At 64.6% G+C, this 26,449-nt stretch carries 24 protein-coding genes and 1 riboswitch; of the genes, 8 read left to right on the top strand and 16 right to left on the bottom strand.

From position 1 onward, the window contains the following. Positions 1–270 precede the first annotated feature (270 nt). Both K1X15_RS02770 and K1X15_RS02765 read left to right on the top strand, forming a co-directional pair. On the top strand, positions 271–1,167 hold the full coding sequence (locus K1X15_RS02770; protein WP_220305971.1) for a cation diffusion facilitator family transporter: 897 nt from the start codon (positions 271–273) through the stop codon (positions 1,165–1,167). A gap of 40 nt (positions 1,168–1,207) precedes the next feature. After that, positions 1,208–1,678 carry a hypothetical protein gene (locus tag K1X15_RS02765; RefSeq protein ID WP_220305970.1) on the top strand — a complete coding sequence of 157 codons (471 nt, stop codon included), beginning with the start codon at positions 1,208–1,210 and terminating at the stop codon, positions 1,676–1,678. Here the strand turns inward: K1X15_RS02765 and cobO are convergent. The 5 genes from cobO to K1X15_RS02740 form a co-directional block, all read right to left on the bottom strand. Beyond that, positions 1,675–2,283 (bottom strand): cob(I)yrinic acid a,c-diamide adenosyltransferase, encoded by a 609-nt coding sequence (gene cobO, locus K1X15_RS02760; RefSeq protein ID WP_220307407.1) that lies wholly within the window; start codon positions 2,281–2,283, stop codon positions 1,675–1,677. The two genes, K1X15_RS02765 and cobO, sit on opposite strands and share 4 nt — an antisense overlap. Positions 2,284–2,321: 38 nt before the next feature. Further along, complete coding sequence (gene cobN, locus K1X15_RS02755) at positions 2,322–6,881, bottom strand: cobaltochelatase subunit CobN (RefSeq protein ID WP_220305969.1); 4,560 nt, start codon at positions 6,879–6,881, stop codon at positions 2,322–2,324. Positions 6,882–7,011: 130 nt separating this feature from the next. Then, entirely contained in the window at positions 7,012–8,061 is a 1,050-nt protein-coding gene (cobW, locus tag K1X15_RS02750; RefSeq protein WP_220305968.1) for a cobalamin biosynthesis protein CobW, read from the bottom strand. A gap of 73 nt (positions 8,062–8,134) precedes the next feature. Beyond that, on the bottom strand, positions 8,135–8,806 hold the full coding sequence (locus K1X15_RS02745; protein ID WP_220305967.1) for an energy-coupling factor ABC transporter permease: 672 nt from the start codon (positions 8,804–8,806) through the stop codon (positions 8,135–8,137). 145 nt (positions 8,807–8,951) lie between these two features. Further along, positions 8,952–9,169, bottom strand: a riboswitch (cobalamin riboswitch). A 32-nt stretch (positions 9,170–9,201) separates the two neighbouring features. Continuing rightward, on the bottom strand, positions 9,202–9,801 hold the full coding sequence (locus K1X15_RS02740) for a hypothetical protein (protein ID WP_220305966.1): 600 nt from the start codon (positions 9,799–9,801) through the stop codon (positions 9,202–9,204). 96 nt (positions 9,802–9,897) lie between these two features. On the opposite strand from K1X15_RS02740, the gene K1X15_RS02735 reads away from it, so the two are divergent. Next, positions 9,898–10,152 carry a DUF2164 domain-containing protein gene (locus tag K1X15_RS02735; protein WP_220305965.1) on the top strand — a complete coding sequence of 85 codons (255 nt, stop codon included), beginning with the start codon at positions 9,898–9,900 and terminating at the stop codon, positions 10,150–10,152. An 87-nt stretch (positions 10,153–10,239) separates the two neighbouring features. Beyond that, positions 10,240–10,596 carry a DMT family protein gene (locus K1X15_RS02730; RefSeq protein WP_220305964.1) on the top strand — a complete coding sequence of 119 codons (357 nt, stop codon included), beginning with the start codon at positions 10,240–10,242 and terminating at the stop codon, positions 10,594–10,596. A 3-nt stretch (positions 10,597–10,599) separates the two neighbouring features. On the opposite strand, the gene K1X15_RS02725 is transcribed toward K1X15_RS02730, so the two are convergent. Further along, entirely contained in the window at positions 10,600–11,544 is a 945-nt protein-coding gene (locus tag K1X15_RS02725; protein ID WP_220305963.1) for a zinc ABC transporter substrate-binding protein, read from the bottom strand. 204 nt (positions 11,545–11,748) lie between these two features. Between K1X15_RS02725 and K1X15_RS02720 the strand changes: the two genes are divergently transcribed. The 3 genes from K1X15_RS02720 to K1X15_RS02710 all read left to right on the top strand — a co-directional run bounded on the left by K1X15_RS02720 (position 11,749) and on the right by K1X15_RS02710 (position 14,025). After that, the gene (locus K1X15_RS02720; RefSeq protein ID WP_220305962.1) at positions 11,749–12,564 is read left to right on the top strand and encodes an ATP-binding cassette domain-containing protein; all 816 of its coding nucleotides are present in this window, start codon (positions 11,749–11,751) and stop codon (positions 12,562–12,564) included. A gap of 239 nt (positions 12,565–12,803) precedes the next feature. After that, positions 12,804–13,622 (top strand): metal ABC transporter permease, encoded by an 819-nt coding sequence (locus K1X15_RS02715; protein WP_220305961.1) that lies wholly within the window; start codon positions 12,804–12,806, stop codon positions 13,620–13,622. Next, positions 13,612–14,025, top strand: coding sequence for a Fur family transcriptional regulator (locus tag K1X15_RS02710; protein WP_220305960.1), 414 nt, complete (start codon positions 13,612–13,614; stop codon positions 14,023–14,025). The genes K1X15_RS02715 and K1X15_RS02710 overlap by 11 nt, the downstream gene beginning before the upstream one ends. A gap of 18 nt (positions 14,026–14,043) precedes the next feature. Here K1X15_RS02710 and K1X15_RS02705 read toward each other — a convergent pair whose 3' ends face one another. From K1X15_RS02705 to K1X15_RS02670, 8 genes are all read right to left on the bottom strand, one after another. Further along, the gene (locus K1X15_RS02705) at positions 14,044–14,421 is read right to left on the bottom strand and encodes a GFA family protein (protein WP_220305959.1); all 378 of its coding nucleotides are present in this window, start codon (positions 14,419–14,421) and stop codon (positions 14,044–14,046) included. Positions 14,422–14,489: 68 nt separating this feature from the next. Continuing rightward, positions 14,490–15,050: a 16S rRNA (guanine(966)-N(2))-methyltransferase RsmD gene (gene rsmD, locus K1X15_RS02700; RefSeq protein WP_220307406.1), complete on the bottom strand. Its 561-nt coding sequence runs from the start codon at positions 15,048–15,050 to the stop codon at positions 14,490–14,492. Positions 15,051–15,162: 112 nt separating this feature from the next. Next, entirely contained in the window at positions 15,163–16,836 is a 1,674-nt protein-coding gene (locus K1X15_RS02695) for a pseudouridine synthase (RefSeq protein WP_220305958.1), read from the bottom strand. A gap of 127 nt (positions 16,837–16,963) precedes the next feature. Further along, entirely contained in the window at positions 16,964–17,659 is a 696-nt protein-coding gene (locus K1X15_RS02690; RefSeq protein ID WP_220305957.1) for a hypothetical protein, read from the bottom strand. Positions 17,660–17,744: 85 nt separating this feature from the next. Beyond that, on the bottom strand, positions 17,745–18,311 hold the full coding sequence (gene lspA, locus K1X15_RS02685; protein ID WP_240549638.1) for a signal peptidase II: 567 nt from the start codon (positions 18,309–18,311) through the stop codon (positions 17,745–17,747). A 2-nt stretch (positions 18,312–18,313) separates the two neighbouring features. After that, complete coding sequence (ileS, locus tag K1X15_RS02680; protein ID WP_220305956.1) at positions 18,314–21,346, bottom strand: isoleucine--tRNA ligase; 3,033 nt, start codon at positions 21,344–21,346, stop codon at positions 18,314–18,316. A gap of 79 nt (positions 21,347–21,425) precedes the next feature. Continuing rightward, the gene (locus K1X15_RS02675) at positions 21,426–22,607 is read right to left on the bottom strand and encodes a glycosyltransferase (protein ID WP_220305955.1); all 1,182 of its coding nucleotides are present in this window, start codon (positions 22,605–22,607) and stop codon (positions 21,426–21,428) included. A gap of 1 nt (position 22,608) precedes the next feature. Further along, positions 22,609–22,968, bottom strand: a complete 360-nt coding sequence (locus K1X15_RS02670) for a hypothetical protein (RefSeq protein ID WP_220305954.1) — start codon at positions 22,966–22,968, stop codon at positions 22,609–22,611. Between the two features lie 229 nt (positions 22,969–23,197). Here K1X15_RS02670 and K1X15_RS02665 point away from each other — a divergent pair, with 229 nt between their 5' ends. Then, positions 23,198–24,271, top strand: a complete 1,074-nt coding sequence (locus tag K1X15_RS02665) for a helix-turn-helix transcriptional regulator (RefSeq protein WP_220305953.1) — start codon at positions 23,198–23,200, stop codon at positions 24,269–24,271. Between the two features lie 157 nt (positions 24,272–24,428). Here the strand turns inward: K1X15_RS02665 and K1X15_RS02660 are convergent, their stop codons facing one another. Beyond that, on the bottom strand, positions 24,429–25,403 hold the full coding sequence (locus K1X15_RS02660) for a bifunctional riboflavin kinase/FAD synthetase (protein WP_220305952.1): 975 nt from the start codon (positions 25,401–25,403) through the stop codon (positions 24,429–24,431). Between the two features lie 6 nt (positions 25,404–25,409). After that, positions 25,410–26,276, bottom strand: coding sequence for a TIGR01459 family HAD-type hydrolase (locus K1X15_RS02655; RefSeq protein WP_240549637.1), 867 nt, complete (start codon positions 26,274–26,276; stop codon positions 25,410–25,412). Positions 26,277–26,449: the final 173 nt, after the last annotated feature.

The raw sequence follows: 26,449 nt of genomic DNA, 5'->3' as shown, positions 1-26,449 counted from the left end.
GTTCGCTCAAAACCGGAGCAGCCCCGGATTTGGTCCCGCAAATTGGTCGACCGCACCGAGCTCTGTTTCAGTTCCATCCTGGGAACGCTGCATAGCCCCGGTTCTAGGCGGGGCAAAGCACGTGGTCAATCAAAGGCTTGTGCGGGATGGGCCCGCCTTCCCGAAAAGATCGAAATGCTTCTGAAAATCGTTTGCAAATACAAGAGCTTGCACAGGTGTACGGCCTTGTCTATGGCATGAACATTCCTCTCGGTTCGAAAAGGCAGCGCCATGGCCAAGACCAACAAGACGCTGGCCATCGCAATGAGCAGCCTGGCGGTGGGTGTCATCGTTCTGGGGCTGAAATTCCTGGCCTGGTGGCTGACCGGGTCCGTCGCGCTCTATTCGGACGCACTCGAATCGATCGTCAACGTGGTCACCGCTGCGGCGGCGCTGATTGCAGTGCGCCTGGCGCAGCGCCCGGCCGATGCCGCCCTGCCCTATGGTTATCACAAGGCCGAGTATTTCTCGGCGGTGCTGGTGGGCGTGATGATCATTGTGGCGGCCATCCTCATCCTGCGCGAGGCCATTTTGGGGTTCCTCGCCCCACAGATGCCCGAGGCGCCCGTCCAGGGGCTGGCCGTCAGCGTTGTTGCCACCGCCGTCAATCTGGTCTGGGCCCAGGTGCTGGTCCGCCACGGGCGCCGGGCGAAGTCGCCGGCCATTGAGGCCGATGGCCGGCACTTGATGACCGACGTGGTCTCGACGCTGGGTGTGCTGGTCGGCCTCACCCTGGTCTATCTCACCGGACTGGCGCAGTTGGACGCCGTGCTTGCGGCCTTGGTTGCCGTCAACATCCTGTGGTCAGGCTGGGCGGTGATCCGCGACAGCGTGGGCGGGCTGATGGATGTGGCCGTGCCGGCCGATACACAGAGGACCATTCGCGAGGTGATCTCGACCAATGCCGAGGGCGCGCTGGAGGCTCATGACATTCGCACCAGGCAGGCGGGCAAGATGACCTTTATCGACTTTCACCTTGTGGTGCCTGGCGCCATGACAGTGGATGCCGCTCACGCCATTTGCGACGCCATCGAGGCCAAGCTGCGAGAGGCGGTCAAGGATGCGCAGATCACCATCCATGTCGAACCTGAAGAGAAGGCAAAACACGCCGGCATTGTCGTTCTGTAGCCTGCTTGCGGTGCGCTGGGCCTACAGGCAGACTATGGGTATGCGCCTGCTTGTTGCCCTTGTCCTTTGTCTTGTCGCCTCCCCTGCCCTGGCCCAGTTCTGGGGGCATTATGCCAATGCCCGATTTGGCTACGAGATTGACGTGCCGCCCGGATTCGTTGGCCAAGGCGAGAGCGACAATGGCGATGGGCAGCTCTACTACAACCTTGGCTCCCAACAGGGCCTGGCGGTATGGGGCGGTCATCTTCTGGACAGTTTCGAGCAGGAAGTCGCTGACCGGCTTGCCCATGCCAGCGCGGAAAACTGGGGCATCAGCTATCAGGCCAGCACGCCGCACTGGGCGAGTTTTTCGGGCCAGCGCGATCACCGCATCTTTTACCAACGCATGATCGCGCTCTGCGATGACACCAGCTACGCGGCTTTCCGCCTCGAACACAATATTGGCGACCTGGCGCAGATGCAGACGGTCGTCGAGGGGCTGGTGCGGTCGTTCAGGCCATCGGACTGCTAGAATTCGATGCCCTTCTGGGCTTTCACGCCGGCGCGGAAATGATGCTTGATCTCGGTCATCTCGGTCACCAGATCGGCAATCTCGATGAGTTCGTCCTTGGCATTGCGGCCTGTGACGATGACATGCTTGCTGGCGGGCTTGTTGCGCAGCACCTCGACCACTTCCTCAATGGGGAGGTAGTCGTAGCGCAGGCAGATATTGAGCTCGTCGAGCAGCACCATATCATAGGTCGGATCGGCGATTAGCGCCTTGGCCTGCTCCCAGGCCTTGCGGGCGGCGGCGAGGTCCCGCTGACGGTCGGCGACATCCCAGGTGAACCCCTCGCCCATGGCATTGATGGTGACCTGATCGGGAAACTTGTCGAGCACGGTGCGCTCGCCAGTGTTCCACACGCCCTTGACGAACTGGACGACGCCGACGCGCATGCCATTGCCCAGCGCGCGGAAGACCATGCCGAAGGCGGCCGTCGACTTGCCCTTGCCCTTGCCGGTATGGACGATGAGCAGGCCCTTTTCCTCGGTCTTGGTGGAGAGGATCTTGTCGCGCGCTGCCTTCTTTTTCTTCATCTTCTCGGCATGATAGGCATCACGCTCCGCCTCGGTCATGAAGTCGGTTTTCTTGAGGGGCTTTTCGGGCAAGTCGGTCATGGCGTGTCCTCCAGATAGGCAAAGGCGGAATTTGAGCGCGGCGACCACAGGCCTCGTTGCCGTGCCTCAAGGAATTTGGCGATCAGCTCATCATAACCGAAGCGATTCGCTGCTCTGAGCCATTCGCGCACCGCGTCATCCTCGACAAAGGCCTCGAAGGCGAGGTCGAAATGGTGGGACTTCACAGCCCCAGTCGTGGCGGCGAAAGCGAACATGAAATCCACCGTGGCAATGATCTCGAAGGCGCCGCGATAGCCGTGCCGCTGCATGCCGGCAATCCATTTCGGATTGACGACGCGCGACCGCATGACATGGCTAACCTCTTCTTCCAGCGTGCGAATTCTTGGGCTTTCGGGGCGCGAATGGTCGTTGTGATAGGCGGCCGGCTTGTGGCCCGCAAGCGTTTCGGCGGCAGCGGAGAGGCCGCCTTCGAACTGGTAGTAGTTGTCGCTGTCGAGCAGGTCGTGCTCGCGATTGTCCTGGTTGTGGATGACGGCGTCGATCTGGCCGAGACGGGCGCGGAAGCGGTCCTGCAGGGGCAGGCCCGCGGCCTTGGCACCATAGGCATATTGGCCCCAGGCGAGCACCTGGTTGGCGAGGTCGGCCTTGTCCGTCCAGTTTCCATTGTCGATAAGCTGCCCCAGCCCTGCGCCGTAAGTGCCTGGCTTTGAACCGAAAATCCTGGCGCCCGCTTCAAGCGAGGCCTGTGCCTCGGACTTTCCCTGGGCCATGAGGCGAAGCGCTTCGGCGCGCATGCGGGCGGCGATGGGGTTGTCGTCCTCGGGTTCGTCCAGCGCGCCGATGGCGCGCGTCGCCCGGTCGAAAAGGGCGATCTGGGCGGGGAAGGCATCGCGGAAAAAGCCGGAAATTCTTAGGGTTACGTCGACCCGGGGGCGACCGAGCCTGGCGAGAGGAATGATCTCGTAGCCGGAAACCCGGAGCGAACCGGGATCCCAGGTGGGGCGGGCGCCGATCAGGGCCAGGGCCTGGGCGATGTCGTCGCCGCCGGTGCGCATATTGGCGGTGCCCCAGACCGAAAGGGCGGCCGATTTGAGATGGTGACCATGGTCCTGGAGGTGCCGCAGCACCAGGCTCTCGGCCGATTTTCTGCCGAGTTCCCAAGCACTTGGCGTCGGCACGGCGCGGGCATCGACGGAAAAGAAATTGCGGCCGGTGGGCAGGACGTCTAGGCGCCCGCGCGAGGGCGCGCCAGAGGGGCCGGGGGCGATGAATTTGCCGTCGAGCGCGTCGAGGAAGGCCAGCATCTCCGCGGGCCCGGAGGAGGCCAGGCGTGGCTTGATGAACGAGTTGACCGTGTCGAGGACAGCGCGCGTGGCAGGCCAGTCCGGTGGGCAGGCGAACGTGCCGGCGACGAGATCGGCGGCGATGATTTCGAGCTGCTCGACAACGTCGCCAATGCGTCTCGGCGCAGGGCCAGGGGTCGCTTCATGAACGCGTTGTGAATGCCATTCCGCCGGCCCGGACCAAGGCTCGCCCAATTTGGCGGTCAGGGGATCGAATCCGAGCTTCAGGTCATCGGCCAGAGCGCGGATCAGCGAGTTATCCCCGGGGGCCTCGCCGCGCGGTATTCTGGCCAATGCGACGGCAAGGTCTCGCGCCATCCCTCCCTCTGGCGAGTGCCCAAAGACATGCAGGCCGTCGCGTATCTGGGCTTCCTTCAAATCGCAAAGGAAGTTGTCGATCTTGATCAGGGCTTCGGTGTCGCTTTCGGGCAGGCCGATGTCCTGGTCGAGCCGGCTGTCGCGGGTGAAGTCGAGAATGCGGCGCTTGAGGTCGCCGAGGCGACGGCGATCCATGCCGGAGGCCGCGTAATATTCATCGAGCAGGGCCTCGAGGTCCTTGAGGGGCCCATAGGTTTCGGCACGGGTGAGTGGGGGCACCAGATGGTCGATGATGACGGCGCCGGTGCGGCGCTTGGCCTGTGTCCCCTCGCCCGGATCGTTGACGATGAAAGGGTAGAGGTGCGGCAGCTGCCCCCAGAGCGCGTCGGGATAGCAATCTGCATCGAGCGCCGCCGACTTGCCAGGCAGCCATTCGAGCGTGCCATGCTTGCCGTTGTGCACCATGGCGTGGGCGCCAAACTCGTGACGCAGCCAGAGATAGGCGGCGAGATAGGCGTGCGGCGGGACCAGATTGGGGTCGTGGTAGCTCGCGGTCTCGTCGAGCTGCCAGCCACGCGCGGGTTGGAGCAGAAGGACGACATTGCCAAAGCGGTGGGCGGGCAAGTGGAAGGAATCGTCGCGGATGAACGGGTCGGTGGCAGGATCGCCCCAGCGCGCGGCGACGGCCTCGCGGATTTCCTCGGGGAGCGCGGCGAAGAGTTCGGTGTAGCGGGCGAGCGGCAGGACCGCGTCGGAGGCGCCGCGTTCGGGACTGGCGTTGGTGGGGCCGGACTGGAGGAGGGTTATGAGATCGGCGGAGGTATGGGGGAAGGGGGATGTGCCCGAACCCCCACCCCAACCCCTCCCCTCAAGGGGGAGGGGCTCTGGGCCGGTGGCGGATTGATACATCGAGAAAGACGCCGAAAGCTCCCCTCCCCCTTGAGGGGAGGGGTGGGGGGTGGGGGTTCGGGCGGTTGTCACCAGCGGAGAGATCACGTCCCAAAGACCGTCCAGGTTACCGATCTCGTTATTGGCGATTCGCACAACCCGATAGCCAGCATTGAGCAGGAAACTGTCGCGCATCTCATCGTGATGCTGGGCTGTTTTGGTCGCATGCGTGTCACCATCAAGTTCGATGACAAGCTTCGACCGATGCGATGCAAAATCTGCAAAATAGGGGCCGATGGGAACCTGGCGCCGGAAATGCGCATCAGGGAAGGCTTGGCGCAAGAAGCGCCAGAATGCTTGCTCGGGGCTGGGCGGATTGGCCCGCATCTGCCGAGCCCGTTCGATGTTTCTCGGGGCACGGGCAAGACGGGTGTTCCGAAAGCCGACGGAAGGACCAGACCATTGTTCCGAATGCTCCGATGTCCCCGAACCCCCACCCTGCCCAGCCATTCGAGCGTAGCTCTCATGGCCTTCTTGCCTTAGTTCGCTCCGCTGGAGCGAACTGCTCTCTTGAGACGGCGCGAAGCCCCTCAAGGGGGAGGGAGGCGCAGGAGACATGGTTCCCAGGTCATACCCCGCCTTTTCCATCTCCATGAGCATGCGCGCCGTGCTCTCGGGGGCGTCGTAGCCGACGCCGTTGGCCAGGCGCCCGTCGCGGATGGGGTAGTTGGCGAGGATGATGGCGATGCGGCGATCGGCGCGGGGGGTCGCGCGCAGGCGGGCCCAATTGAAGGCAAGGTCAACAGCGCGCTGGATGCCCCCATGATCGGGGGCATAGGCGGAAAGCGGGCACTGGGTGCGTTCGTGCCAGACGGCATCGGCCTTGTGACCGACGAGGATGCCGCCGATACGGCCATCGACTTCGGGCATGACCAGATACATGGCCATGTCCTTGGCGGAGAGCCCTTGCGGGTCGGCGGCCCATTGGGCCTCGGAGCGGCCGGACTGGATGAGCTGGATCACCGGGGCGTCGGTGCCGGCAAAGGGGTTGGATTTGTCGTCAAGATCCGCGATGCCGAGCGCAAAGGCGGTGAGGTTGAAAATGGCCGAGGGCGGGAAGGCGGCGAGCGCATCCTGGACGAAGCGGGTGCAGGCGGCTTCCTTGAGGGAGGAAACGAGTAGCGGCACGGGCGCGAGGCCGCGGGCCTCGAGTGCAGCAATGAGCGCTTCGAGCGTGGCCGTGCCGGCGCCTTCGAGGGCGGCGCGGTAGAAGAGGACAGGGATGTGGGGGCGGTTGGACTTGGCCACCGATGCCGCCTGGTCCTGGGAGACGCTCGACACCCCCACCCCCTCCCCTCCCCTCAAGGGGGAGGGGGGCGATGGAGGCGAGGCATCAGCGTGCAGACGTCGAAGCCCGTTTTCGTCGGTCATGCCGATTTTCGGATGCCAGAGGCCGAAGCGGGGGAAGGGTTGGGGTTCAATATTCCCAGCCAGCAAAGGCTGAGACGCCTGAACCCCCACCCCAACCCCTCCCCTCAGGGGGGAGGGGCTTTGGCCTGGTGATTGCCTGGACATCGTGGAAAAGGCGTCGAGGATCGCATCGGCATTGTCGGGGCCGCCGGCGATGAAGAGGCGGTGGAGCGCGGTCCAGTCGTCGGGGTGGATGGTAGAGCGGGATTGCAGAATCGGGTCGGGATTGGCGTCGCCGGGAAGGAGGACCAGCGGGATGCGCTTGTTGGCGCAAAGGGCGGTCAGCTCGTCGACGCCATATTGGAAATAGGCGGCGCCGCCGATGAGACGGAGAACGACAAGGCGGGCATGGGCTACGGTCTTTTCGAGCCACATGTCGACCGAGAGATTGTTGGAAAGCCGGAGCGTATTGGCGAGGCGCAAGGCGCCCTCCCCGGCCCGGTCGGCGGCACCGGCGAGCATGGCCAGTTCGCTATCGGCGGAGGAGGCGAAAACATAGTCGCCGGGGGACTGGGCGAGGTCGATGGCCTCGCCCTCCTGCTGGATCGCACCGGCCTGGGCGGAGAGGAGGTGCACGGCTACACCCCCCTCAGCGCGAGGAAGCGGCGACACCCCCACCCTAGCTTTGCTAGGGCCTTTCGGCCCAGCGACGCTACCCTCCCCACAAGGGGGAGGGTGGGCAGGAGCCGCAAGTGCAGGTCCAGACTCAAGCCGCCGCCTGCCCGAGGCTGGCGGTGATGGCGGCGCGGTCGAGGGGCTGTTCGCCGATGACGACGAGAGCCGTTTCGCGCTTTTCGCCGGCCTTCCAGGGGCGGTCGAAATAGGCGGTGACGCGGGGGCCTACGGCCTGGATGGCGAGACGGGCCGCGGCGCCGGGGATTGCGGCGAAGCCTTTCAGCCGCAGGACGTCATGGGCCTTGATGGTGTCCTCGATGATCGAGAGCAGGTGATCCTTGCCCTGAATGCTGGGCAAGGTCAGCGAGAAGCTGTCGAAATCATCGTGCTCGTGCGTCTCGCCGCCATGCTCCAGTTCGTGATGGCTGGGACGATTGGCGATGTCGTCTTCGGATGACATGCCCATGCCAAGCAGCGCGGTGATGTCGACATGGCCATTGGCGGCGCGGACAATGCCGACGCCGGGGCGGAGTTCGGCCTTGATATTCTTCTCGACGGTGTCGAGCATGGCGGCATCGACCAGATCGGTCTTGTTGATGATGACCATGTCGGCAGCGGAAAGCTGATCCTCGAAGAGCTCGCCCAAGGGCGTCTCGTGATCGAGCATTTCGTCCTTGCGGCGCTGGGCATCGACGGCGGCTTCGTCCGAGGCGAAGCGGCCTTCGGCCAGGGCGGCGGCGTCGGCCACGGTGACAACGCCATCAATGGTGACCTGGGCCTTGATCTCGGGCCAGTTGAAGGCGCGGATCAGCGGCTGCGGCAGGGCCAGGCCCGAGGTTTCGATGACGATGTGATCGAACTTTTCGTCGCGGGCCAGGAGGGCCTGCATGGTGGGGATGAACTCGTCGGCCACGGTGCAGCAGATGCAGCCATTGGAGAGTTCGACCATATCTTCTTCGCGGCAGGTTTCGTCGCCGCAGCCGGCGAGAATGTCCTTGTCGACGCCGAGGTCACCGAATTCGTTGATGATGAGGGCAATGCGCTTGCCCTTGGGGGCATGGGCCAGCATGTGGCGCACGAGCGTGGTCTTGCCGGCGCCGAGAAAGCCGGTGATGACGGTGGTGGGGATTTTGGTGGTCATGTCGTTTCCGCCTTCAAGTCAAAAGGCGCGCCGCCGTTGCCGGAGGCGCGCGCAAGTTTGATGAGTATGGATGTCAGGCGTAGAGGCGCGAGGTGACCAGACCGGTCTTGCCCAGGCCGCGCACCAGCTTGGCGCCGGCCAGAACGGCCAGATCGATCAGCGGCTCGGCCAGGACGACCAGCATGTAGGCGCCGCCGAAGGTGGCCACCGAGGTGAGGTTGTCAGCACCGACACCCTGACCATAGAGCGCCCAGAAGGCCACCCAGAGAACCACGCCGCCCTGATAGGTCGCCGAGAGTGCCAGGGCCTGGCTGTAGCGCAGGTCGACATAGGCAGTATCGGGACGGACAATGCGATCGGCCAGGAACTTGATGGCCACCAGCGGCGCGACCAGCGTGGTGACATTGGCAAAATATTGCGGCAGATCGAAGGGCGCGAAGAACAGGCCCTGGATCAAGAGGCCCACGGCCAAGCCGATGGCCGCAGGAGCCGCACCGAAGATCAACAGCAGGGTCGAGCCGAGGATGAGATGCACCTCGCTGACGCCCACGGGATAATGCGGGAAGACCTCGAAGAAAGTGAAGACAGCGGCGCTGGCCAGGACGGCGCGGGCGGCCAGGGACACGACGCCGCGTTCGCGGATGCTGTCGAGCGCAAATTTGACCGTCATGGCGCCAGCGGCGGCGGCGGTGGCATAGGCCAGAAGCATCTTTTCAGGGGAGACGAGGCCGGGTTCGATATGCATTTTGATTGTTCCAGTTCGGGAATGAATTTGAGCGGCAAGAACCGCCCGGCGCGCTGGCGACGGAGCGGCCTGGGACCTGGGTCCCGAACGGGGCTAGCCTGACGGCTTGATCATCTTTTCCTCCATCTGTCCCACCGACAGTCGAGTGTTCAAACAGAGGTTGGCAGGTCTCCTGGCTCACGGGTCATCGTGCATCCCGGCCTTCCCAACATCGCATGATGTCAGTGGCTCCAGAGGGGGCACTCGCCGCTTACAGTTGCGGGGGCAGCCACGGATTCGGTCCCTTTTGGGTACGCCTCACCGTGTTCCCTTTTGATCCCCTTGCCGGTATGGGCGCGGGGAACCAACCTGCAATCAGTGTTATGCCCAAGGACCCAGCGGGTCAATGGCGATGACTAGTCGCGGAAATCAGGATGGGGATAGCCGATGGCAACCGAATCAACGCGCGCGCCGACCGTTTCGAGCAGCGGTTCGGTGGAGCGCAATTCGCGGTCGCCATAGATGGCATCGGTATCGACATCGACCGGATCGGGACCGGGCGAGAAACGCAGGGACAGGTTGCAGCCGCCGGGCAGGCCGGATAGCGCGCCGCTTTCGAAGCCGGCATAGCCGCCATAGTCCCAGCCAAAACCGGACAGGGTGAAGGGTTCGCCATTGAGCGCTTCGATCTCAGCCACGCTCATGCCGGCGCGGACCCCAGCAGGACCGGCCATCTTGCCCGGCAGCTCGACATAGCTGGGGTCAGTGCGCGCGTCCTCGTTCCACCAGACGAATTCGAGCATGCGCTTGGGGCTATCGGGGAAGACCCGCGTGGCCAGCATTTCGGTGCCCTCGGGACCGGGGACGATGCCGGTCCAGACATTGTCGGCACCATAGATTTCGATCAGCCGGGCCTCGGAACTGTCGATGGCAAAGGCGCCTTCGCAGGAAAATTCCTGGGCAAGGGCCGGAGAGGCCAGCAGGATGGTGGGGAGCAGGAACAGAGCGGCGCGCATGGCATTGACCTCCTCGGGCAGCGCCAATCTGGCGCAAGCGATATGGCCCGGCAAGCTGCGACTCGGAGTATGAACGGGCGCTGAAAGAGAGGCACCATGAAACCGATTACCTTCAGCCGCGAAGAGACCAAGGCCATCGTCGGCGACATCCAGGACTATTTCCGCGAGGAACTGGACCAGACGATCGGGGCCATCCCGGCGGAAATGCTGATGGCTTTCTTCGCCGAAAAGATGGGCGCCTATTTCTACAATCGCGGCCTTTATGACGCGCAGGCGCTGGTGCGCAAGAAGATCGACGATGTCAGCGACGAGATCTTCTCGCTCGAGCAGATGACCGGGTCTTCGCGCTGATGCCGCTTGCCAGCGCGCAAGGGGCGGAGGAGATATGCATGAAACGGCCCCGGAGCGGGCCGATTCGCTGCTCCTTCAGGTGAATAATTGGGCTTCAACCTTGCCACGCTGGCCCCGATCGGGCTGCTGATTGCCTCGAACCTCTTCATGACCTTTGCCTGGTATGGGCACCTCAAATTCCCCGGCGCGGTGCTGTGGGTGGTGGTGCTGGTGAGCTGGGGCATCGCCTTTTTCGAATATTGGCTGGCAGTGCCCGCCAACCGGATCGGCTATGGCGTCTATTCGGGCGCCGAGCTCAAGACCATCCAGGAGGTGACCTCCCTTTCGGTGTTCGCGCTGTTCGCCGTGCTCTATCTGGGCGAAAAATTCACCTGGAACCACGGGATCGGTTTCGCGCTGATCGGGCTCGGCGCCTTCTTCATCTTCAAGGGGCCGCTGAAATAGGGCCTAGCCGAGGCAGTCGACCAGGCCGCGCGCCAGGCCGCGCAACAGTTCGGGGTAAAGGTTCGGCCCCTCGGTGAGGGCGGCGCCTTCGGGGTCGAGCGTGCCGGCCCGGGCTTCGGTACCCTCGATGATGGTGCTGACGATCGCGGGCTCGAAATTGGGTTCGGCAAAGACGCAGGTGGCGCCCAGTTCCTTGACCTTGGACCGCAGTTCATCGATGCGGGCGGCGCCGGGCATGGCCTCGGGCGAGACGGTGATGGAACCGGCGACGGTGAGGCCGAAGCGCGCCTCGAAATACTGATAGGCGTCGTGGAAGACGATGAAGGGCTTGTCGGCGATGGGTGCCAGGGTCTGGCGCAGGTCCTCCCCGAGCTCGTCCAGGCGCACCAGTTCGGCCTCCGCATTGGCATTGTAGGTGGCCGCGTTTTCGGGATCGGCTTCGGCCAGGACGGTGGCGATCTGGGTGACCATCAGCCTGGCGTTTTGCGGGTCGAGCCAGAAATGCATGTCGCCTTCGCCATGCTCATGATCGTGATCGCGATCGGCTTCTTCGTGATCGTGGTCTTCGCCCTCATGCATGTGGGCTTCGAAGGCGCCGCCTTCGCGGACGGGCAGAAGCGTGATGCCGGGGGATTCGGCCAGTTCCACGACCTGGGCATCGGTAGAGAGGGTATCGAGAGCATCGGCCAGGAACAGCTCCATGCCATGGCCGGTCCAGAAGACGATGTCGGCGCTTTCGAGCGCTGCCGCGTCGGAGGGGCGGAGGGAGTAGGTGTGGGGTGAGTTCGCGCCCTTGACCAGAAGCGTGGGGCTGCCCAGATCGCCCATGACGGCGGCAACCAGGGAATGAATGGGCTTGGTCGAGGCCACCACGGCGGGTGCCGCCCAGGCGGTGCCGGTCAGCAGCATCGTGGCGAGGGCGGCAAGGGTTAGGGGGGTACGGGACATCGTCTGGCCTCTTGGAAAGGGGAAGATCGGAAGCGATATGTTATGTTATTACGCTTGCGGTGGTGTTATGCTATAACGTATTCATTGCCGTCAAGAGTGCTTTTGCGGCCGCTGGATGATGTTTGCCGTTATGGCATCAAAGCCACTGCACCCCACCCTGCCCCTCTCCACAAAGGGGCAGGACCGAAGGAGACGAGCCACCCGATGCTGGAACGAGCCAACAGAGAAACCCTGATCACCCTATCCGGTGCTGGCGTGCGCAGTGGCGGGCGGGTGCTGGTGGAAGGGGTGGACCTGACCATTGCGCGGGGCGAAATCGTCACGCTGATCGGGCCGAACGGCTCGGGCAAGTCGACCACGGCCAAGATGGTCACCGGGGTGCTGAAGCCCAGCATGGGCACGGTCAGCCGCAAGACGGGGCTGACGATCGGCTATGTGCCGCAAAAGCTCAGCATCGACTGGACCCTGCCGCTGACGGTGGAACGGCTGATGACGCTGACCGGGCGGCACGGAGCGGCGGAGATCGCGGCTGCGCTGGATGCCGTGGGCGCGACGCGGCTGCTCAAGGCGGCGGTGCAGGAATTGTCGGGCGGGGAATTCCAGCGCGTGCTGTTCGCGCGGGCGATGATCCGCAAGCCGGACCTGCTGGTGCTGGACGAGCCGGTACAGGGCGTCGATTTCTCCGGCGAAGCGGCGCTTTACGAGTTGATCCGGCAAATCCGCGATACCACCAAGGCCGGCATCTTGATGATCAGCCACGACCTGCATGTGGTGATGGCCGAGACTGACACGGTGATCTGCCTCAACGGCCATGTGTGCTGCCGGGGCACCCCCAATGCGGTCAAGACCAGCCCGGAATATCTGCGGCTGTTCGGGGATCGGGCTGGGGCGACGCTGGCGCTTTACCAACACCATCACGACCATGAACACCATGACGATGGCTGCGTGGTGGGGGCGGAGCCGGGCCACGAGCATGTGCATCACCATCACGAGCATGGGGAGCACAAGCATGCGCATTGAGTTTGCCGGCTCACCCCCACCCGACTGCCATTCGAGCATAGCTGTCATGGCCTTCTCGCCGCAGATCGCGCCACTGGCGCGGTCTGTCCTTCGGATCGGCTCGAAGCCCCTGAAGAGGGGGGAGGAGTACACCCCCACCCTGCTCGATTTGACGGACTTAGCAGAAGCTAAGTCCTATCTCGCTTCCCTCCCCACAAGGGGGAGGGAAGCGACGGAGCCGATGGAGCGGAGGAACAACCATGTTCGGTGATTTCTTCTCGCGGGCGCTTGTTGCCGGTGTTGGCCTGGCCGCGGTGACCGGGCCGCTGGGCTGTTTCGTGGTCTGGCGGCGCATGGCCTATTTCGGCGACACCATGGCGCATTCGGCGCTGCTGGGGGTGGCCTTGTCCATCCTGCTCTCGGTCAACATGACGCTGGGGGTCTTTGCCGTGGCGGCTCTGGTGGCGGGTGCCTTGCTGCTACTGCAAAGACAGAACACGCTTTCGACCGACGCGCTCCTGGGCATTCTCAGCCATTCGAGCCTGGCGGTTGGCCTGGTGATCGTGGGGTTCCTGACGCAGGTGCGGATCGACCTGATGGGGTTCCTGTTCGGCGACATCCTGGCGGTGTCGGTCGAGGATATTGCCATCATCTATGGCGGGGGCGCCGCGATCCTGATCATCCTGGCGCTCAACTGGCGGCCGCTGCTGGCGGCGACGGTGAGCCCCGAACTGGCGGAAGCCGAGGGGCTGAGGCCAGAAGTGAGCCGCATCATCATGATGCTGCTGATGGCCAGCGTGATCGCCATCGCCATGAAGCTGGTGGGCGTGCTGCTGATCACCTCGCTGCTGATCATTCCGGCGGCGACGGCCCGACGCCTCAGCGCCACCCCCGAAATGATGGCCATCGTCGCGGCTTTGCTGGGTGCGGTGGCCGTGGTGGGCGGCTTGTTCGGCTCAAGAACGTGGGATACCGCTTCGGGGCCGTCCATCGTGGTTATGGCGCTGGCGATCTTCCTGATATCGCTGGCCGTGCCGACCGCGAAACTGTTTGGCAGGAGAGAGCACCATGGCGCATGAGCACGCAAAGCCCACGGACCTGACGCGCAACCAGGAACTGGTGATGGGCGCGCTCAACGGCGCCCCTGCCCCGCTATCGGCCTATGACATTCTCGACCTGCTGCGCGCCGAGGGCCTCAGGGCGCCGCTGCAGGTCTATCGGGCGCTGGACAAGCTGGTGGAGCGCGGGCTGGCGCACCGGCTGGAATCGCTCAATGCCTTTGTGGCCTGCGCAGACGAACATTGCCACCGCAAGGGGCTGATTGCCTTTGCCATCTGCGAAAGCTGCGGCAAGGTCGATGAGTTCGCCGATGCGGTGATCGAGCAGCGGCTGGGCGACTGGGCGGGCAAGACTGGTTTCAAGGTCGAGCGCACGACCATGGAAATCCGTGGCCGTTGCGCGGCGTGCCTGAAGGCGGCCTGAACGCCATCGGGCCGGCGTTCATGGGTCGCCCGGATACATGGGCAGGCCCGAAACAACGGGCAGCCAGGGCTCGCGCCGCCTGCACCAGCCTTCCACCTGCGGCTTGATGGCGTTCGGCGCATCGTCGAGCGTACCCAGATAGATTTCGGCACCGGTCGGGCCGAGATTGAAGAGACGCGACCCGCACTGGCGGCAGAAGGAGCGTCCGTCATAGGTCTCGAAATCGCCCTCGACGCTGAATTGATCGGGGCGCCAGTCGGCATAGGCGAGGAAGCTTGATCCTGTGACCTTGCGGCAGTCGGCGCAGTGGCACAATCCCGACTTGAACGGTTCGCCCCGCAATCGATAGCGCACGGCACCGCAGAGGCAGCCGCCCGTTCTCGTCTCTTCGGCCATGATTGGTCTCCGGGTTGTGCAGGAGCAAACCCGGCGGCGCAGGGATGGTTCAGTTCATCAACAGAATGTCATTGGCCGGGCCAGGAGAGGAACCGGACCGCGGCCGCACCGTATTCGCGAGTGTCTTCCAGGGTGAAGCCGGCAGGAATGGTCACCTCGGCACCGGCAGCCTCTTCCCAGACGATCGTGGCATTGGGCGCGATCCAGCCATTGGCCGCCAGTTCGGCGAGAGCTTTTTCGCCCAGACCCTGATTGTATGGCGGATCGAGGAAGATGAGGTCGAACTGGCCGAAGGTGCCAGGCTTGCCAAGGCCGGTCGCATCGCGGCGCAGGAGCTTGGTGACCCCGCCGGCCCCGAAAGCCTCGATGTGATCGCGAATGAGGCCGCGGCCTTCAGCGCCGGTTTCCACGAATGTGACGTGTTCGGCGCCACGCGAAAGGGCTTCGAGACCCAGCGCCCCGGTGCCGGCAAAGAGGTCGAGCACCCGCTTGCCGGCAAGGACCGGACCGAGCCGCGAGCCAAGGATGTTGAACATCGACTCGCGAGCGCGGTCCGAAGTGGGGCGGATGCTGTCGTCACTGGGGGAAGACAGGGTCTTGCCACGGAATTTGCCGCCGATGATGCGCATAAGGGCTCCGTTGGTGTTGTGGGCCATTCGCCCCCACCCTAGCTCTGCTAAGGCCCTTCGGGCCTAGCGCCGCTACCCTCCCCACTCCGGGGGAGGGTGTACTCCGAGTGCGTCAGGGGCGCGGCTTGCGCGGACCGGACGGACGGCCACCCGTGGGGCGATTGCCGGCAGGGCGACCACCCGTGGGGCGGCCAGCGGCAGGACGCCCGCCGGGCTTGCCCGAAAACGGCTTGCCACCGGGGCGGCCAGACTGGGGCCGGTCACCAAAGGACTTGGCATTGGGGCGCCCGCCCTGCGGGCGGTCGTCGCGGCGGGGCGGACGATCACCAAACGGCTTGTCCGGACGCGGGCCCCGGGCTGGCTTGTCGCCAAAGGAGCGCTGGGGCCGATCGCCATAGTCACGCTTGGGACGATCCTCGTAGCGCCCTTCGGGGCGGGGTCCACGCGCGGGCCGATCGCTGAAGGACCGGGCCGGCTTGTCGCCGAAATCGCGCTTGGGACGATCGCCAAAATCCTTCTTCGGACGCTCGGAGAACCCGCCGCGCGCCGGCTTGTCGCCAAAACTGCGCTTGGGGCGATCCTCGAAGCGCCCCTCGGGGCGGGGTCCACGCGCGGGCCGATCGCCGAAGGAACGGGCCGGCTTGTCGCCGAAGTCGCGCTTGGGGCGATCCGAGAAGTCACGCTTGGGGCGGTCGCCAAAGGATTTGCGGCCTTCCGAACGGTCCGGACGGTCGCCGCGTTCAGGGCGGGCGGCGGGCTTGCCGAAGGACCGGGCGGGTTGGTCGTCGCGATCGGGACGCTGGCGGCCGGGGCCCTTGGGCTCATAGGCCTCCGGGGCGCGGCCCTCGTCATCCTCGAAATGCACGCGGCGGGCACGGATCGGACGATCCTCGTCATATCCACGCGGCCCAGCATCACGCCCGGCAGGGCGGGGGCGCAGCGGCGCACGATCACGCGGCGAGCGCACGGGGCGTTCGTCGCGCGGCGCGGGCTGCACCATATCGGGAGCCTCGCTTTCGAAATCGACGCCGGCGGATTCGGCCAGCTTCTTGCCCAGCTGGTCGCGCAGCATGCGGGACTTGACCATTTCGACGCCGCCCTCGGGCAAATCGCCGAGCTGGAAGGGGCCGTAGGAAATGCGGATCAGGCGATTGACCTCAAGGCCGAGCGAGCCGAGGACATTCTTGACCTCGCGGTTCTTGCCCTCGCGCAGACCCAGCACCAGCCAGACATTGCTGCCCTGCTCGCGTTCCAGGGTCGCCGTGATGGGGCCGTATTGCACACCTTCGACGGTGATGCCGTGCTTGAGGCTGTCGAGCTGGGCCTGGGTGACCGAGCCGAAGGCGCGCACGCGATAGCGGCGCAGCCAGCCGGTGGAGGGGAGTTCGAGCACGCGCTTGAGGCCGCCATCATTGGTCAGCAGCAGCAGGCCCTCGGTATTGATATCGAGGCGGCCGACAGTGAGGACGCGCGGCAGACCCTTGCGGTCGAGCTCCTCGAAAATGGTGGGGCGCCCCTCGGGGTCCTTCTCGGTGACAACCAGGCCAGCAGGCTTGTTGTAGAGCCAGACGCGGGTGCCCTGGCGGGCCGCCAGCGGCAGGCCATCGACGGCGATCTTGTCGCGGCTGGTGACGTTGAAGGCCGGGGTCAGCACGGTCTTGCCGTTGACGGCAACCCGGCCATCGGCAATCCAGCCCTCGGCATCGCGACGCGAGCAGAGGCCGGCGCGGGCGATGACCTTGGCCAGACGATCGGCGGTTTCGGGCTGTTTGGGGGTGTCGCTCATTGGAGCACTTTCTGGCATGCGGGACCCATGATGCCACGAGCGGGATCGTCGTGGCGGGCGGCGCGAGGAAAAGGCAAAGCGGCCGGAAAATTCCGGCCGCTGAGAGTCGGTGGGCAATCGTGCCGGATCAGAGACCCGATTCGGTGGCGCTCAGGCGCGCATCCTTGCTCCCCAGGATGGCCGATGTCGGACCCTGGCGCTGCAGGGCCTTGCGTACGTCTTCGGGGCAGCGTTCGTCACGCAGCGAGACCAGTTCACCCGAAGCGGCGCGGCAGACGAGCTGCGCATCGCCGACGCGGGTGAAATATTCGGCCGGAGGCAGATAGAGCGGACGCTCATTATTGGCGGTGACCGCCATGTTGGCCCGCTGCATGCGTGCGGTGAGCTGGCGCGCCTCGGCCTCGGTGAGCGGACGTCCACCCAGGGTGCGCATATCGACGACACGCGCATTGCGCAGCAGGGTAATGTCGTTCTGGCTGAGATTGGTGGTGTCGATCTGCACCGTGTCGCTATTGGCCGGCAATTGTGCCGCGGCGACCTGGGTGGTGGGCGTGGGCAGATCGGTTTCGGACTTGGGCAGCACCAGGGGCGCGCGCGCCATGGTCAGATCTTCCTTGGGCGGATCGCCCGGAATGAGGCCGACGCCGCGCGCGGTGGTGTTCATCACCTCGCGTTCGAAGGTGCCGAAATCCGTCATGGCGTTGGTGCCTTCGACCGTGGTGCAGCCTGCAAGCGCCAGCGTCGCCATCAGCCCCAAAGCGGCAAGACCGGCCTTTGCGACGGTCCGAATGGCAGCTGTCTGCCCGGTCAATGCAATATGCATGCAAATTCCCTTACGATATCGGCGGCGCTTATAGCGCATTCCTACTGCTAAGACCAGATTCTGGCAGCACAGTGATCGGCGCGGCTCACGCGGGGCGCTTTGTCGATCGCCGCCTGGGCCCGAGCAGGTCGACGAAGAGCAGGATCACGCCCAGGGTGATGGCGACATCGGCCAGGTTGAAGATGTAGAACGACCAGCTTCCCCAGTGGAAGTGGAAGAAATCGGCGACCGCGCCATAGACCAGGCGATCCAGCGCATTGGACAGCGCGCCGCCGACGCAGAGCGCCAGTCCGAGGCGCACGAGCAGATCGCTGGCGCGCCACCACCAGACCGAGAGCGCAGCGACCGCGACCAGCATGATCAGGCCCAGGCTCCAGACCGGGAGGCCATCGAGCAGGCCGTAGGAAATGCCGGTATTCCAGACCAGCACATAATCGAAGAAGGGCGTGACGCTGATCATCTCGCCGCCGCGCCAGCCGGTGAGCGACAAGGGCTGGTAGAAATAGGGAAAGCTGACACAGGCGCTCGCGCCGATGGCGTAGCATTCGGCGGCAATGTGAAATGCCTTCTGCCCTCGATCGAGCCCAAAGGCGATGATCGCCGCCATGAGGGAGGCGATCACCGAAATGTTGAGGCGCGCGATGGCTGCCAAGGTCAGAGACCTGCCGCGGCGCGTTCGCGCAGGGCCTGGGCATCGCGCGGGGAGACATCGGGGTATTCCGGGTCGGAGCCGACTTCGGGCAGCACCTTCCAGGAGCGGGCGCAGCGCTTGCCTTCGGCCAGCGCCGGGACCACCGAAACGCCGGGCACATCCTCGAGGCGGAAAGCCTCGGACGGGCCTTCGTTCTGCTTGACCTGGATCGCCGAGGTGATGGCGATTTCTGCCAGGTCCTGGCCTTCGAGCGCCACGATATAGCGCGGATCGGCGACATAAACCTGCGGGGCGGCTTCGAGCGAGGAGCCGATGCGCTTTTCGCGGCGTTCGATCTCGAGCGCGCCGGTCACCACCCGGCGGACCGCGCGGATGAGCTGCCACTTGCTGGCGAGATCAGTGTCGAGCCAGCTTTCCGGGATTTCCGGGAAGAGACGGAGGTGGACCGAGGAGCCTTCTTCGGGGTGCCGCTCAAGCCAGCACTCTTCCATGGTGAAGACCAGGATGGGGGCGAGCCAGGCGGTGAGCGCATTGAACAGGTGATCGAGCACGGTCAGCGCCGAGCGGCGCTTGATGGAGCTGATCGGGTCGCAATAGAGCGTGTCCTTGCGGATATCGAAATAGAAGGCCGAGAGTTCGATGTTCATGAAGTTGGTGAGGAGCGTGACGACCTTGCGGTAGTCATATTCCTTGTAGGCGGCGCGCACGCCGGTATCGAGCTGGGCCAGCCGATGCAGCATGAGCCGCTCGAGCTCGGGCATGTCCCTGGCGTCGACGACATCATCGGCCTTGAAATGAGCGAGGTTGCCCAGGAGCCAGCGCAGGGTGTTGCGGAGCTTGCGATAGCTGTCGACGGTGGTCTGGATGATCTCCTTGCCCAGGCGCAGGTCTTCCGAATAGTCGGAGGAGGCGACCCAGAGGCGAAGGATGTCGGCGCCGAACTGCTTGATGATCTCCTGCGGGGCGACGACATTGCCCAGCGACTTGCTCATCTTGCGGCCCTCGCCATCCATGGTGAAGCCATGGGTGAGGACGCTGTCATAGGGCGCGTAGCCGTTGGTGGCGCAGCTTTCGAGCAGCGAGGAATGGAACCAGCCGCGATGCTGATCCGAGCCTTCGAGATACATCGAGGCCGGGAATTTCAGATGCGGCCATTTCTGCTTGTTGCGCAGCACGAAGGAGTGGGTCGAGCCGGAATCGAACCAGACGTCGAGGACGTCGGTGACCATCTCGTAGTCTTCGCTCCTGTAGTCGGACCCGAGATAGCGCTCGGCGGCACCGGGCTTGTACCAGGCGTCGGCGCCCTCTTCCTCGAAGGACTGGGCGATGCGGTGATTGACCGCTTCGTCGCGCAGGATTTCGTTGGTCTGCTTGTTGACGAAGACGGTGATCGGCACGCCCCAGGCGCGCTGGCGCGAGAGCACCCAGTCGGGGCGATCCGCGATCATGGCGCGCAGGCGGTTCTGCCCGGCGGCGGGGTAGAATTTTGTCGCGTCGATGGATTTGAGGGCGCGGGCGCGCAGGGTGTCGGGAAGAGACCCCTCATCCGCCCTCCGGGCACCTTCTCCCACAAGGGGAGAAGGAGAAGTGGTGCCTGCGGCGACAATTGGCTTGTCCATATAGACGAACCATTGCGGCGTGTTGCGGAAGATGACCGGCTTCTTGGAGCGCCAGGAATGGGGATATTGATGCTTCACCCGGCCGCGGGCAATGATGTTGCCGTGTTCGGCGAGCGCGGTGATGACGCGCTGGTTGGCATCGCCCTTCTTGCCATTGTCATCGATGACGCGGGCGCCATCGAAGCCGGGCGCATCCTTGGTGTAGAAGCCGCCATCGTCGACGCAATAGGGGATTGCGGGGTCGATGCCGCGCTCCTGCAGGAGGCGGGTGGATTCCATCCAGATACCAAAGTCGTCGAGACCATGGCCAGGCGCGGTATGGACGAAGCCCGTACCGGCATCGTCGGTGACGTGCTCGCCATCGAGCAGGGGCACGGCAAACTCGTAGCCGCCGGCGAGACCGCGCAGAGGATGGTGCGCCGAAATGCCGGCAAGCACCGATGCGGGCACGTCCTGCAGACGCACAAAGTTTTCCACCTTGGCCTTGGCGAAGACTTCGGCCGCGAGCTTGTCGGCCAGGATCAGCTTGTCGCCAGTCTTGGCCCAGTTTTCTGCAGGCGCATGGGTGACCTCGTAGAGGCCATATTCGATGCGGTTCGAGAAGCTGATGGCCCGGTTGGCCGGGATGGTCCAGGGGGTGGTGGTCCAGATGACGACGCTGGCGCCGGTCAGGTGCTCGCGATGGGCGATGATTTCATCGGTGTCGTTGCCGTCGACCGACTGGATGCGCGAGACCGGGAACTTCACCCAGATGGTGTCGCTCTCGTAGTCAGCATATTCGATCTCGGCTTCAGCCAAAGCCGTGCGCTCGACCACCGACCACATGACGGGCTTGGAACCACGGTAGAGCTGGCCGGTCATCGAGACCTTCATCAGCTCGCGCGCGATCTGGGCTTCGGCGTCGAAGCTCATGGTGAGATAGGGATTGTCCCATTCGCCCAAAATGCCGAGGCGCTTGAATTCCTCGCGCTGCACATCGACCCATTGTTCGGCAAAGGCGCGGCATTCCTGGCGGAATTCGACCACCGGGACCTCGTTCTTGTCCTTGCCCCTGGCGCGGTACTGCTCCTCGATCTTCCATTCGATGGGCAGGCCGTGACAATCCCAGCCCGGCACATAGGCCGAGTTGAACCCCAGCATCTGCATGGAGCGGGACACCAGGTCCTTCAGCGTCTTGTTGAGCGCGTGGCCGATATGGATATTGCCATTGGCATAGGGCGGGCCGTCATGCAGGGTGAAGAGCGGACGATCCTTGGCCTGCTCGCGCTGCAGCGCATAAATGTCCATGTCTTCCCAACGCTTGAGCCAGTCGGGCTCGCGCTGGGGAAGCCCGGCGCGCATGGGAAAGTCGGTTTCCGGCAGGAAAAGCGTGGCCGAATAGTCTTTTTCGGTCGCGCTGGCAGCGGTGTCGTTCATGGATCGGCAATCGGTTTTGGAAGATTTGCGCGCCTTTTAGCAAGGCAAGGCGGCCGGGGCAAAGGCTGATTTGCCGCGTTCAGGCCAGCAGCGGCTCGACCCGCCCCCGCACCAGCGCCCCGATATTGCCGAAGAGATCGGGATCCAGTGCTTCTGACAGTGCCCGCACGCGGACGGTTCGGTCTCCATCGGCGTGCATATCGTCGATGGCGGCCACAATGCGATCTGCCTCCCAGCTGCGATAGGGCACGATATCGACGGCTCCCAGCTCGGCGGCGCGCCGCGCGTGATATTCGTGTTCCAGATGCTGGGGAAATGCCAGTTGTGGAAGGCCCAGACCCAGGCCCATGCATAATGTGCCGTGCTGGCCGGCATTGAGCATGAGGCGGGTGCGCATGGCGATCAGGTCGGCCGCGACCGGCGCGGTTTCCACCGTCACCCCGGCACGGGCCAGCCGCGCGAGCAAGTCCGCATCCGCCCCCGGCAGGTAAGCGCGAACCGGCAGCTTGACGGCGCAGAGCGCTTCGACAATGGGAGCATAGGCCGTCTCGGCGGTGGAGAAATAGACAAAGATCTCCTCACCCGTGCCGGTGCTGCGCGGCACCGCCTCGTTGAGCGGGGGCAGCAGGCTTTCGGCGCGCATGCCATCATAGGGATCGAGCTGCCTGATGGTGCGCGGCATGGAAACCGAGGCCCGGTACACATCAGAAAGGCAATCCATCGGCGCGGCGCCGGCGCGCTTGAGCAAGGCGTTCACATTGTCGAGCAGGACGGCTTCGTCGTGCACGAGCGTCGAATATTGCGAAAGCAGAATGGGAAAGGCATCCATGCCGGGAGGCGGCGCGGAATAGCCGGTGCCGACGCAAACCGAGGGAATGCCAAGCGCACGCGCCGCAAGCATGGATACCGGCGCAAAATCGGCGACGAGCAGGTCGATCCGCCGGGTGCGCAGCACCTCGACCCACCAGTCGAACTGCAATTGCAGTCGTTCGGGATAGGCGAAGACCAGATCGCCCAGGAAATCGCCCCAGGTCGCCGTGCCAGGAGAGCCCGCGGCCTTGCGGAGTTGACGCTGATTGTAGAGCCCGGCGGAGGGATAGACTGCGTCGCACAGGTGGGAGAGCTCTGCCGCATGGTCCATGCGGCAGAGGGCAGCGTCATAGTCGTACTGGTTGCCCAGTGCTTCGGCCATGACCTTGAGGGTGACGACATGGCCTCGGCCAGCGCCACCCCCCCACGCGAGCAGAACGCGTCGCCTCACATCATGCCTCCGGATAGGCGCAGCCGCAGGGGGTGATGACCTGACCGGCCTCACACTCGTCATCATCGTCGGTGACTTCCGGCGGTGGTGGCGGGGGCGGCGGGGGTGGTGGTGGCGGTGGAGCGGCAGCCCCACCCTGCGTCGCCAGCGTGTTGCCGCTGGTCGGGATCGGGGCGGGCTTACAGACCTCAACATGCTTGTCCGGATCGGTCCAGAGCAGGACGTAACAATTGAGCTGGAACTCTATCTCGTCATGCACCTTGGGATCGAAGCCAAGGGCGGGCACGGCGGTGCCCGCCATGAGAAAGGCGGCGAGGGCGCCGACCAGACGGGGTCTTAGGTATATCCTGGGTTTTTGCATGGGCAGTCACCTCATTACTGACGCTTGGCGAAGCCACGGGGGCTGTTGCGCAACAAGAGGCGGGTGGGTCACGCACGAACGCTTGCCGGTTCGCCTGGGTGCCGGAGCATCGCCCCGTCCTGGCCTCTGTTAACCTTTTGTTGACCATTTCACCCTAGCGGGCGCGAAAATCTGCTACATCGGACAAGTGTTCGACGTGTGAGGTCATGCTTAACGGCGTGGAGCGCGCATGAATTTGCAGGAAAGACTACGCAGCGAGCTCAGCGATACCGCTCTAGACGATGCGGCCTGGCCGGCTTTTCTTATGCGCTTCGCCAGTCATCTGGGCGCAACAGAAGTGGCGATGGGTGGTGCCCAGCCGGGCGGCGTCCACGAAATGATCGCGCCCCATACCGACCCCGGGTTTACGGGGCTCTATCACGAGACCTATCACCAGCAGAACAGCCTGATGCATGCGGTGCTGCGGCAACAGGCGGGCACCGTGACGCAGACCGAGGAACTGCCTGAATTCGCGCAGTTCAGCCGGAGCGACCTCTACAATCTGTGGTGCGTTCCCCAGAGCTTCAACCATGGCGTCGCCCTCAGCCTGGGCAGCTCGACCGGATGGGTGGGCGCCCTCGTGGTCAATACGCGAGCCCCCGCGACCTCGAACCAAATCGAGACATTGCGCGCCTTTGCCCCCGACCTGCAAAAGGCCGTGGAGCAATGGCGCGTGCTGAAGCAGTTGCGGCTGGCCAACCGGCTGACGCTGGACACGCTCGACATCGCGGGACTGGGCGCCCTGTTTCTGGATCGCACGGGACATGTGCTGGACCTCAACGGACAGGCACAGGACATGCTGGCCGATGGCCGCCTGCAGGTGCGCGACGGGCAGCTTCGCGGTCCCGAGCCGCAGAGCGATAGTGCCCTTGCCCAATTGATCACGCGTTGCCTGTTCACCCCCGACCTCGGCGGTGGACGGATGCAGCTGGCAGGGCCGGATGGGCCGCTGAGCGTGCAATGCGCGCCGGTTCCGGGCAATTTTGCGTTCCCAACACCCCAGCGCCCCGGCGCCATCGTGCTGGTGACCGACCCGAAGGGCAAATTGCGGGTGCGGATTTCGGCATTGAGCCGCCTTTATGGGCTGACCCGCGCCGAAGCCGAACTGGCGCTGGCGGTGGTAGAGACCGGCAGCCGCAAGGCCGCCGCGGAACTGCGCGGGGTTTCGGACACCACCGCGCGCTCGCAATTGACCAGCATTTTCGACAAGACCGGCGTCAGGCGGCAGACCGAGCTGGTGCGCCTCTTGCTCGACGACCACTAGGGCAATTCCCGTTCTGATTGAATCAGAACGGGAGCTCTATCTCTTTGTTTTGCCGCGCCTTCGAACCGCAAAAGTGGTGTCCACTTTTGCTGAAAGCGCTCTAAGGCGTTTCCAGCGACGTCCGTCGGAACGGAACGGCCTCTGGTGCTTCATTGGCCTAGACGAGAAAGCCCAGCTGCCGGTCCAGCGGGCTGATCGGGCGGGCGGCAGCGATCATGGCGCGGGCCTTGCGCGAGTCGCGATCCATGGCGGCGATGAGCTCGTCGAGGCCCGAGAACACTTCCTGGCCGCGAATATGTCCGATCAGGGCCACTGCCAGTGTCTGGCCATAGATGTCTTCGTCGAAATCGAACAGATGCGTCTCGAAGGGCGGAAGCTGGTTGTCGAACATGGGCTTGCCATAGGCGGCCACGCCGTCGAACAGCCGCTCGCCCAGCCGGGCCCGCACCGCATAGATACCCTGCGCCAGCTGGAAGCCGGTGGGCGTGACGGTATTGGCGGTGGGAAAGCCCAGCTCGCGGCCGCGCTGGTCGCCCTTGACCACGCAGCCATCGAAGAACCAATGGTAGCCCAGGAGCCGGTTGGCGGCGGTCACCGCGCCTTCGGACAAGGCGGCGCGGATGCGCGAGGAGGAAATGACCTCGTCGCCCTCGTCCATCAGATCGAGGGTTTCGACGGCAAAGCCAAGCCGTTCGCCGGCGGCACGCAGGAAGGCCGGCGTGCCACGGCGCTGGCGGCCGAAATGGAAGTCCGAGCCGACAATCACGCCCCGCACGCCCAATTGCTCGACCAGCATGGTCTCGACGAAGATTTCGGCCTCGTTCTGCGAGAAGGCGCGGTCGAATGGCAGGATGATGATGCCGTCGAGCCCCATGGCCTCGGCCAGGCGCGCCTTGGCATCGCCCTGGGTCAGCCGGAACATGAAGGGGGCCGGCGCGAAGACGTCTCGCGGATGCGGCTCGAAGGTCAGCATCAGCGCCGGGACGCCGGCGGCCGCGGCGCGATCACGCAGCGCCGCGATGATCGACTGATGGCCGCGATGCAGGCCGTCGAAATTGCCGATGGCGACATAAGCGCCGCGCAGCGCTGCGGGCAGATCGGCCAGGCTGGAAAGGCGGGTGAAGCCGGACAAGGAAACCTACCAGCTCAAGCGCGGCAGATAGCCGGAGACATGGGCCCGGCTGGGCTCGAGCAGGTCGGCGATGGCCTGCGGGTCGGGCTTGCCGAAGGCATCGAGTTCGGCGGCGTGGATGGAGCCGGTGATGAACAGCAGGTCGACGCCGAACTGGGCCGCTCCGGCCGCATCGGTGCGCACGCTGTCGCCAATGGCCAGGACGCGGGACTTGTCCAGCGCACGACCGGCGGCCTTTTCGGCCAGGGCGAAAGCCTGCTCGTAGATGGGCGGATAGGGCTTGCCGGCCATGTGCACCATGCCGCCCATAGCCGAATAAAGGTCCCCCAGCGCCCCGCCGCAATAGATGATCTTGTCGCCATGCTCGACGACACGGTCGGGATTGGCGCAGATCATGGGGAGCTTGCGGCTCAGCCAGAGCCGGGCGCGCTCGCGATACATTTCGGGGGTGTCGTCATCCGTATCGAGATCGGTCACGACGACGACCTCGGCCTCTTCGGGACCGGTGCGGCGCACATCGAGACCATCATAAAGAGCATCGTCCTCGGTGGGCGGACCCACATGATGGATGGCGCGGCCGCGATAGCGGGCGATCATGGCGCGGGTGGCATCGCCCGAGGAGACGATGGCGTCATAGGCGTCGCGCGGCACGCCGAGCCGGTCGAGCATGGCGATGATGGGCGCCGAGGGGCGCGGCGCATTGGTGATGAGCACCGCCCTGCCCCCGGCGCGGCGGAAGGCGCGCAGGGCCTCGACGGCCTCGGGAAAGGCCGAGACGCCATTGTGGATGACGCCCCAGACATCGCTCAGCACCGCGTCGTAGCGGCCCGCGAGCTCAGAGAGGCCGGAAATGGTGGGCAGGGGCGACGTCATGACTTGCCTTGGCATGGAATGGCGTTGGGGACGAAACAGCTTGGGGAGCTATGTGGCAGTTTGCGCCCGGGGATCAAGCAAAAAGCTGAGGTGACGCTTCGATGACGGGCGCAGACTCGCTTCGTTAACCACTCGATTCCTATGGTTCGGAAAGCCGTGGGCGCGGGCGGAGG

The sequence above is a fragment of the Devosia salina genome (assembly GCF_019504385.1).
In the GTDB taxonomy this organism is placed as follows: domain Bacteria; phylum Pseudomonadota; class Alphaproteobacteria; order Rhizobiales; family Devosiaceae; genus Devosia; species Devosia salina.
This window is presented reverse-complemented; position numbering and strand designations above follow the sequence as displayed.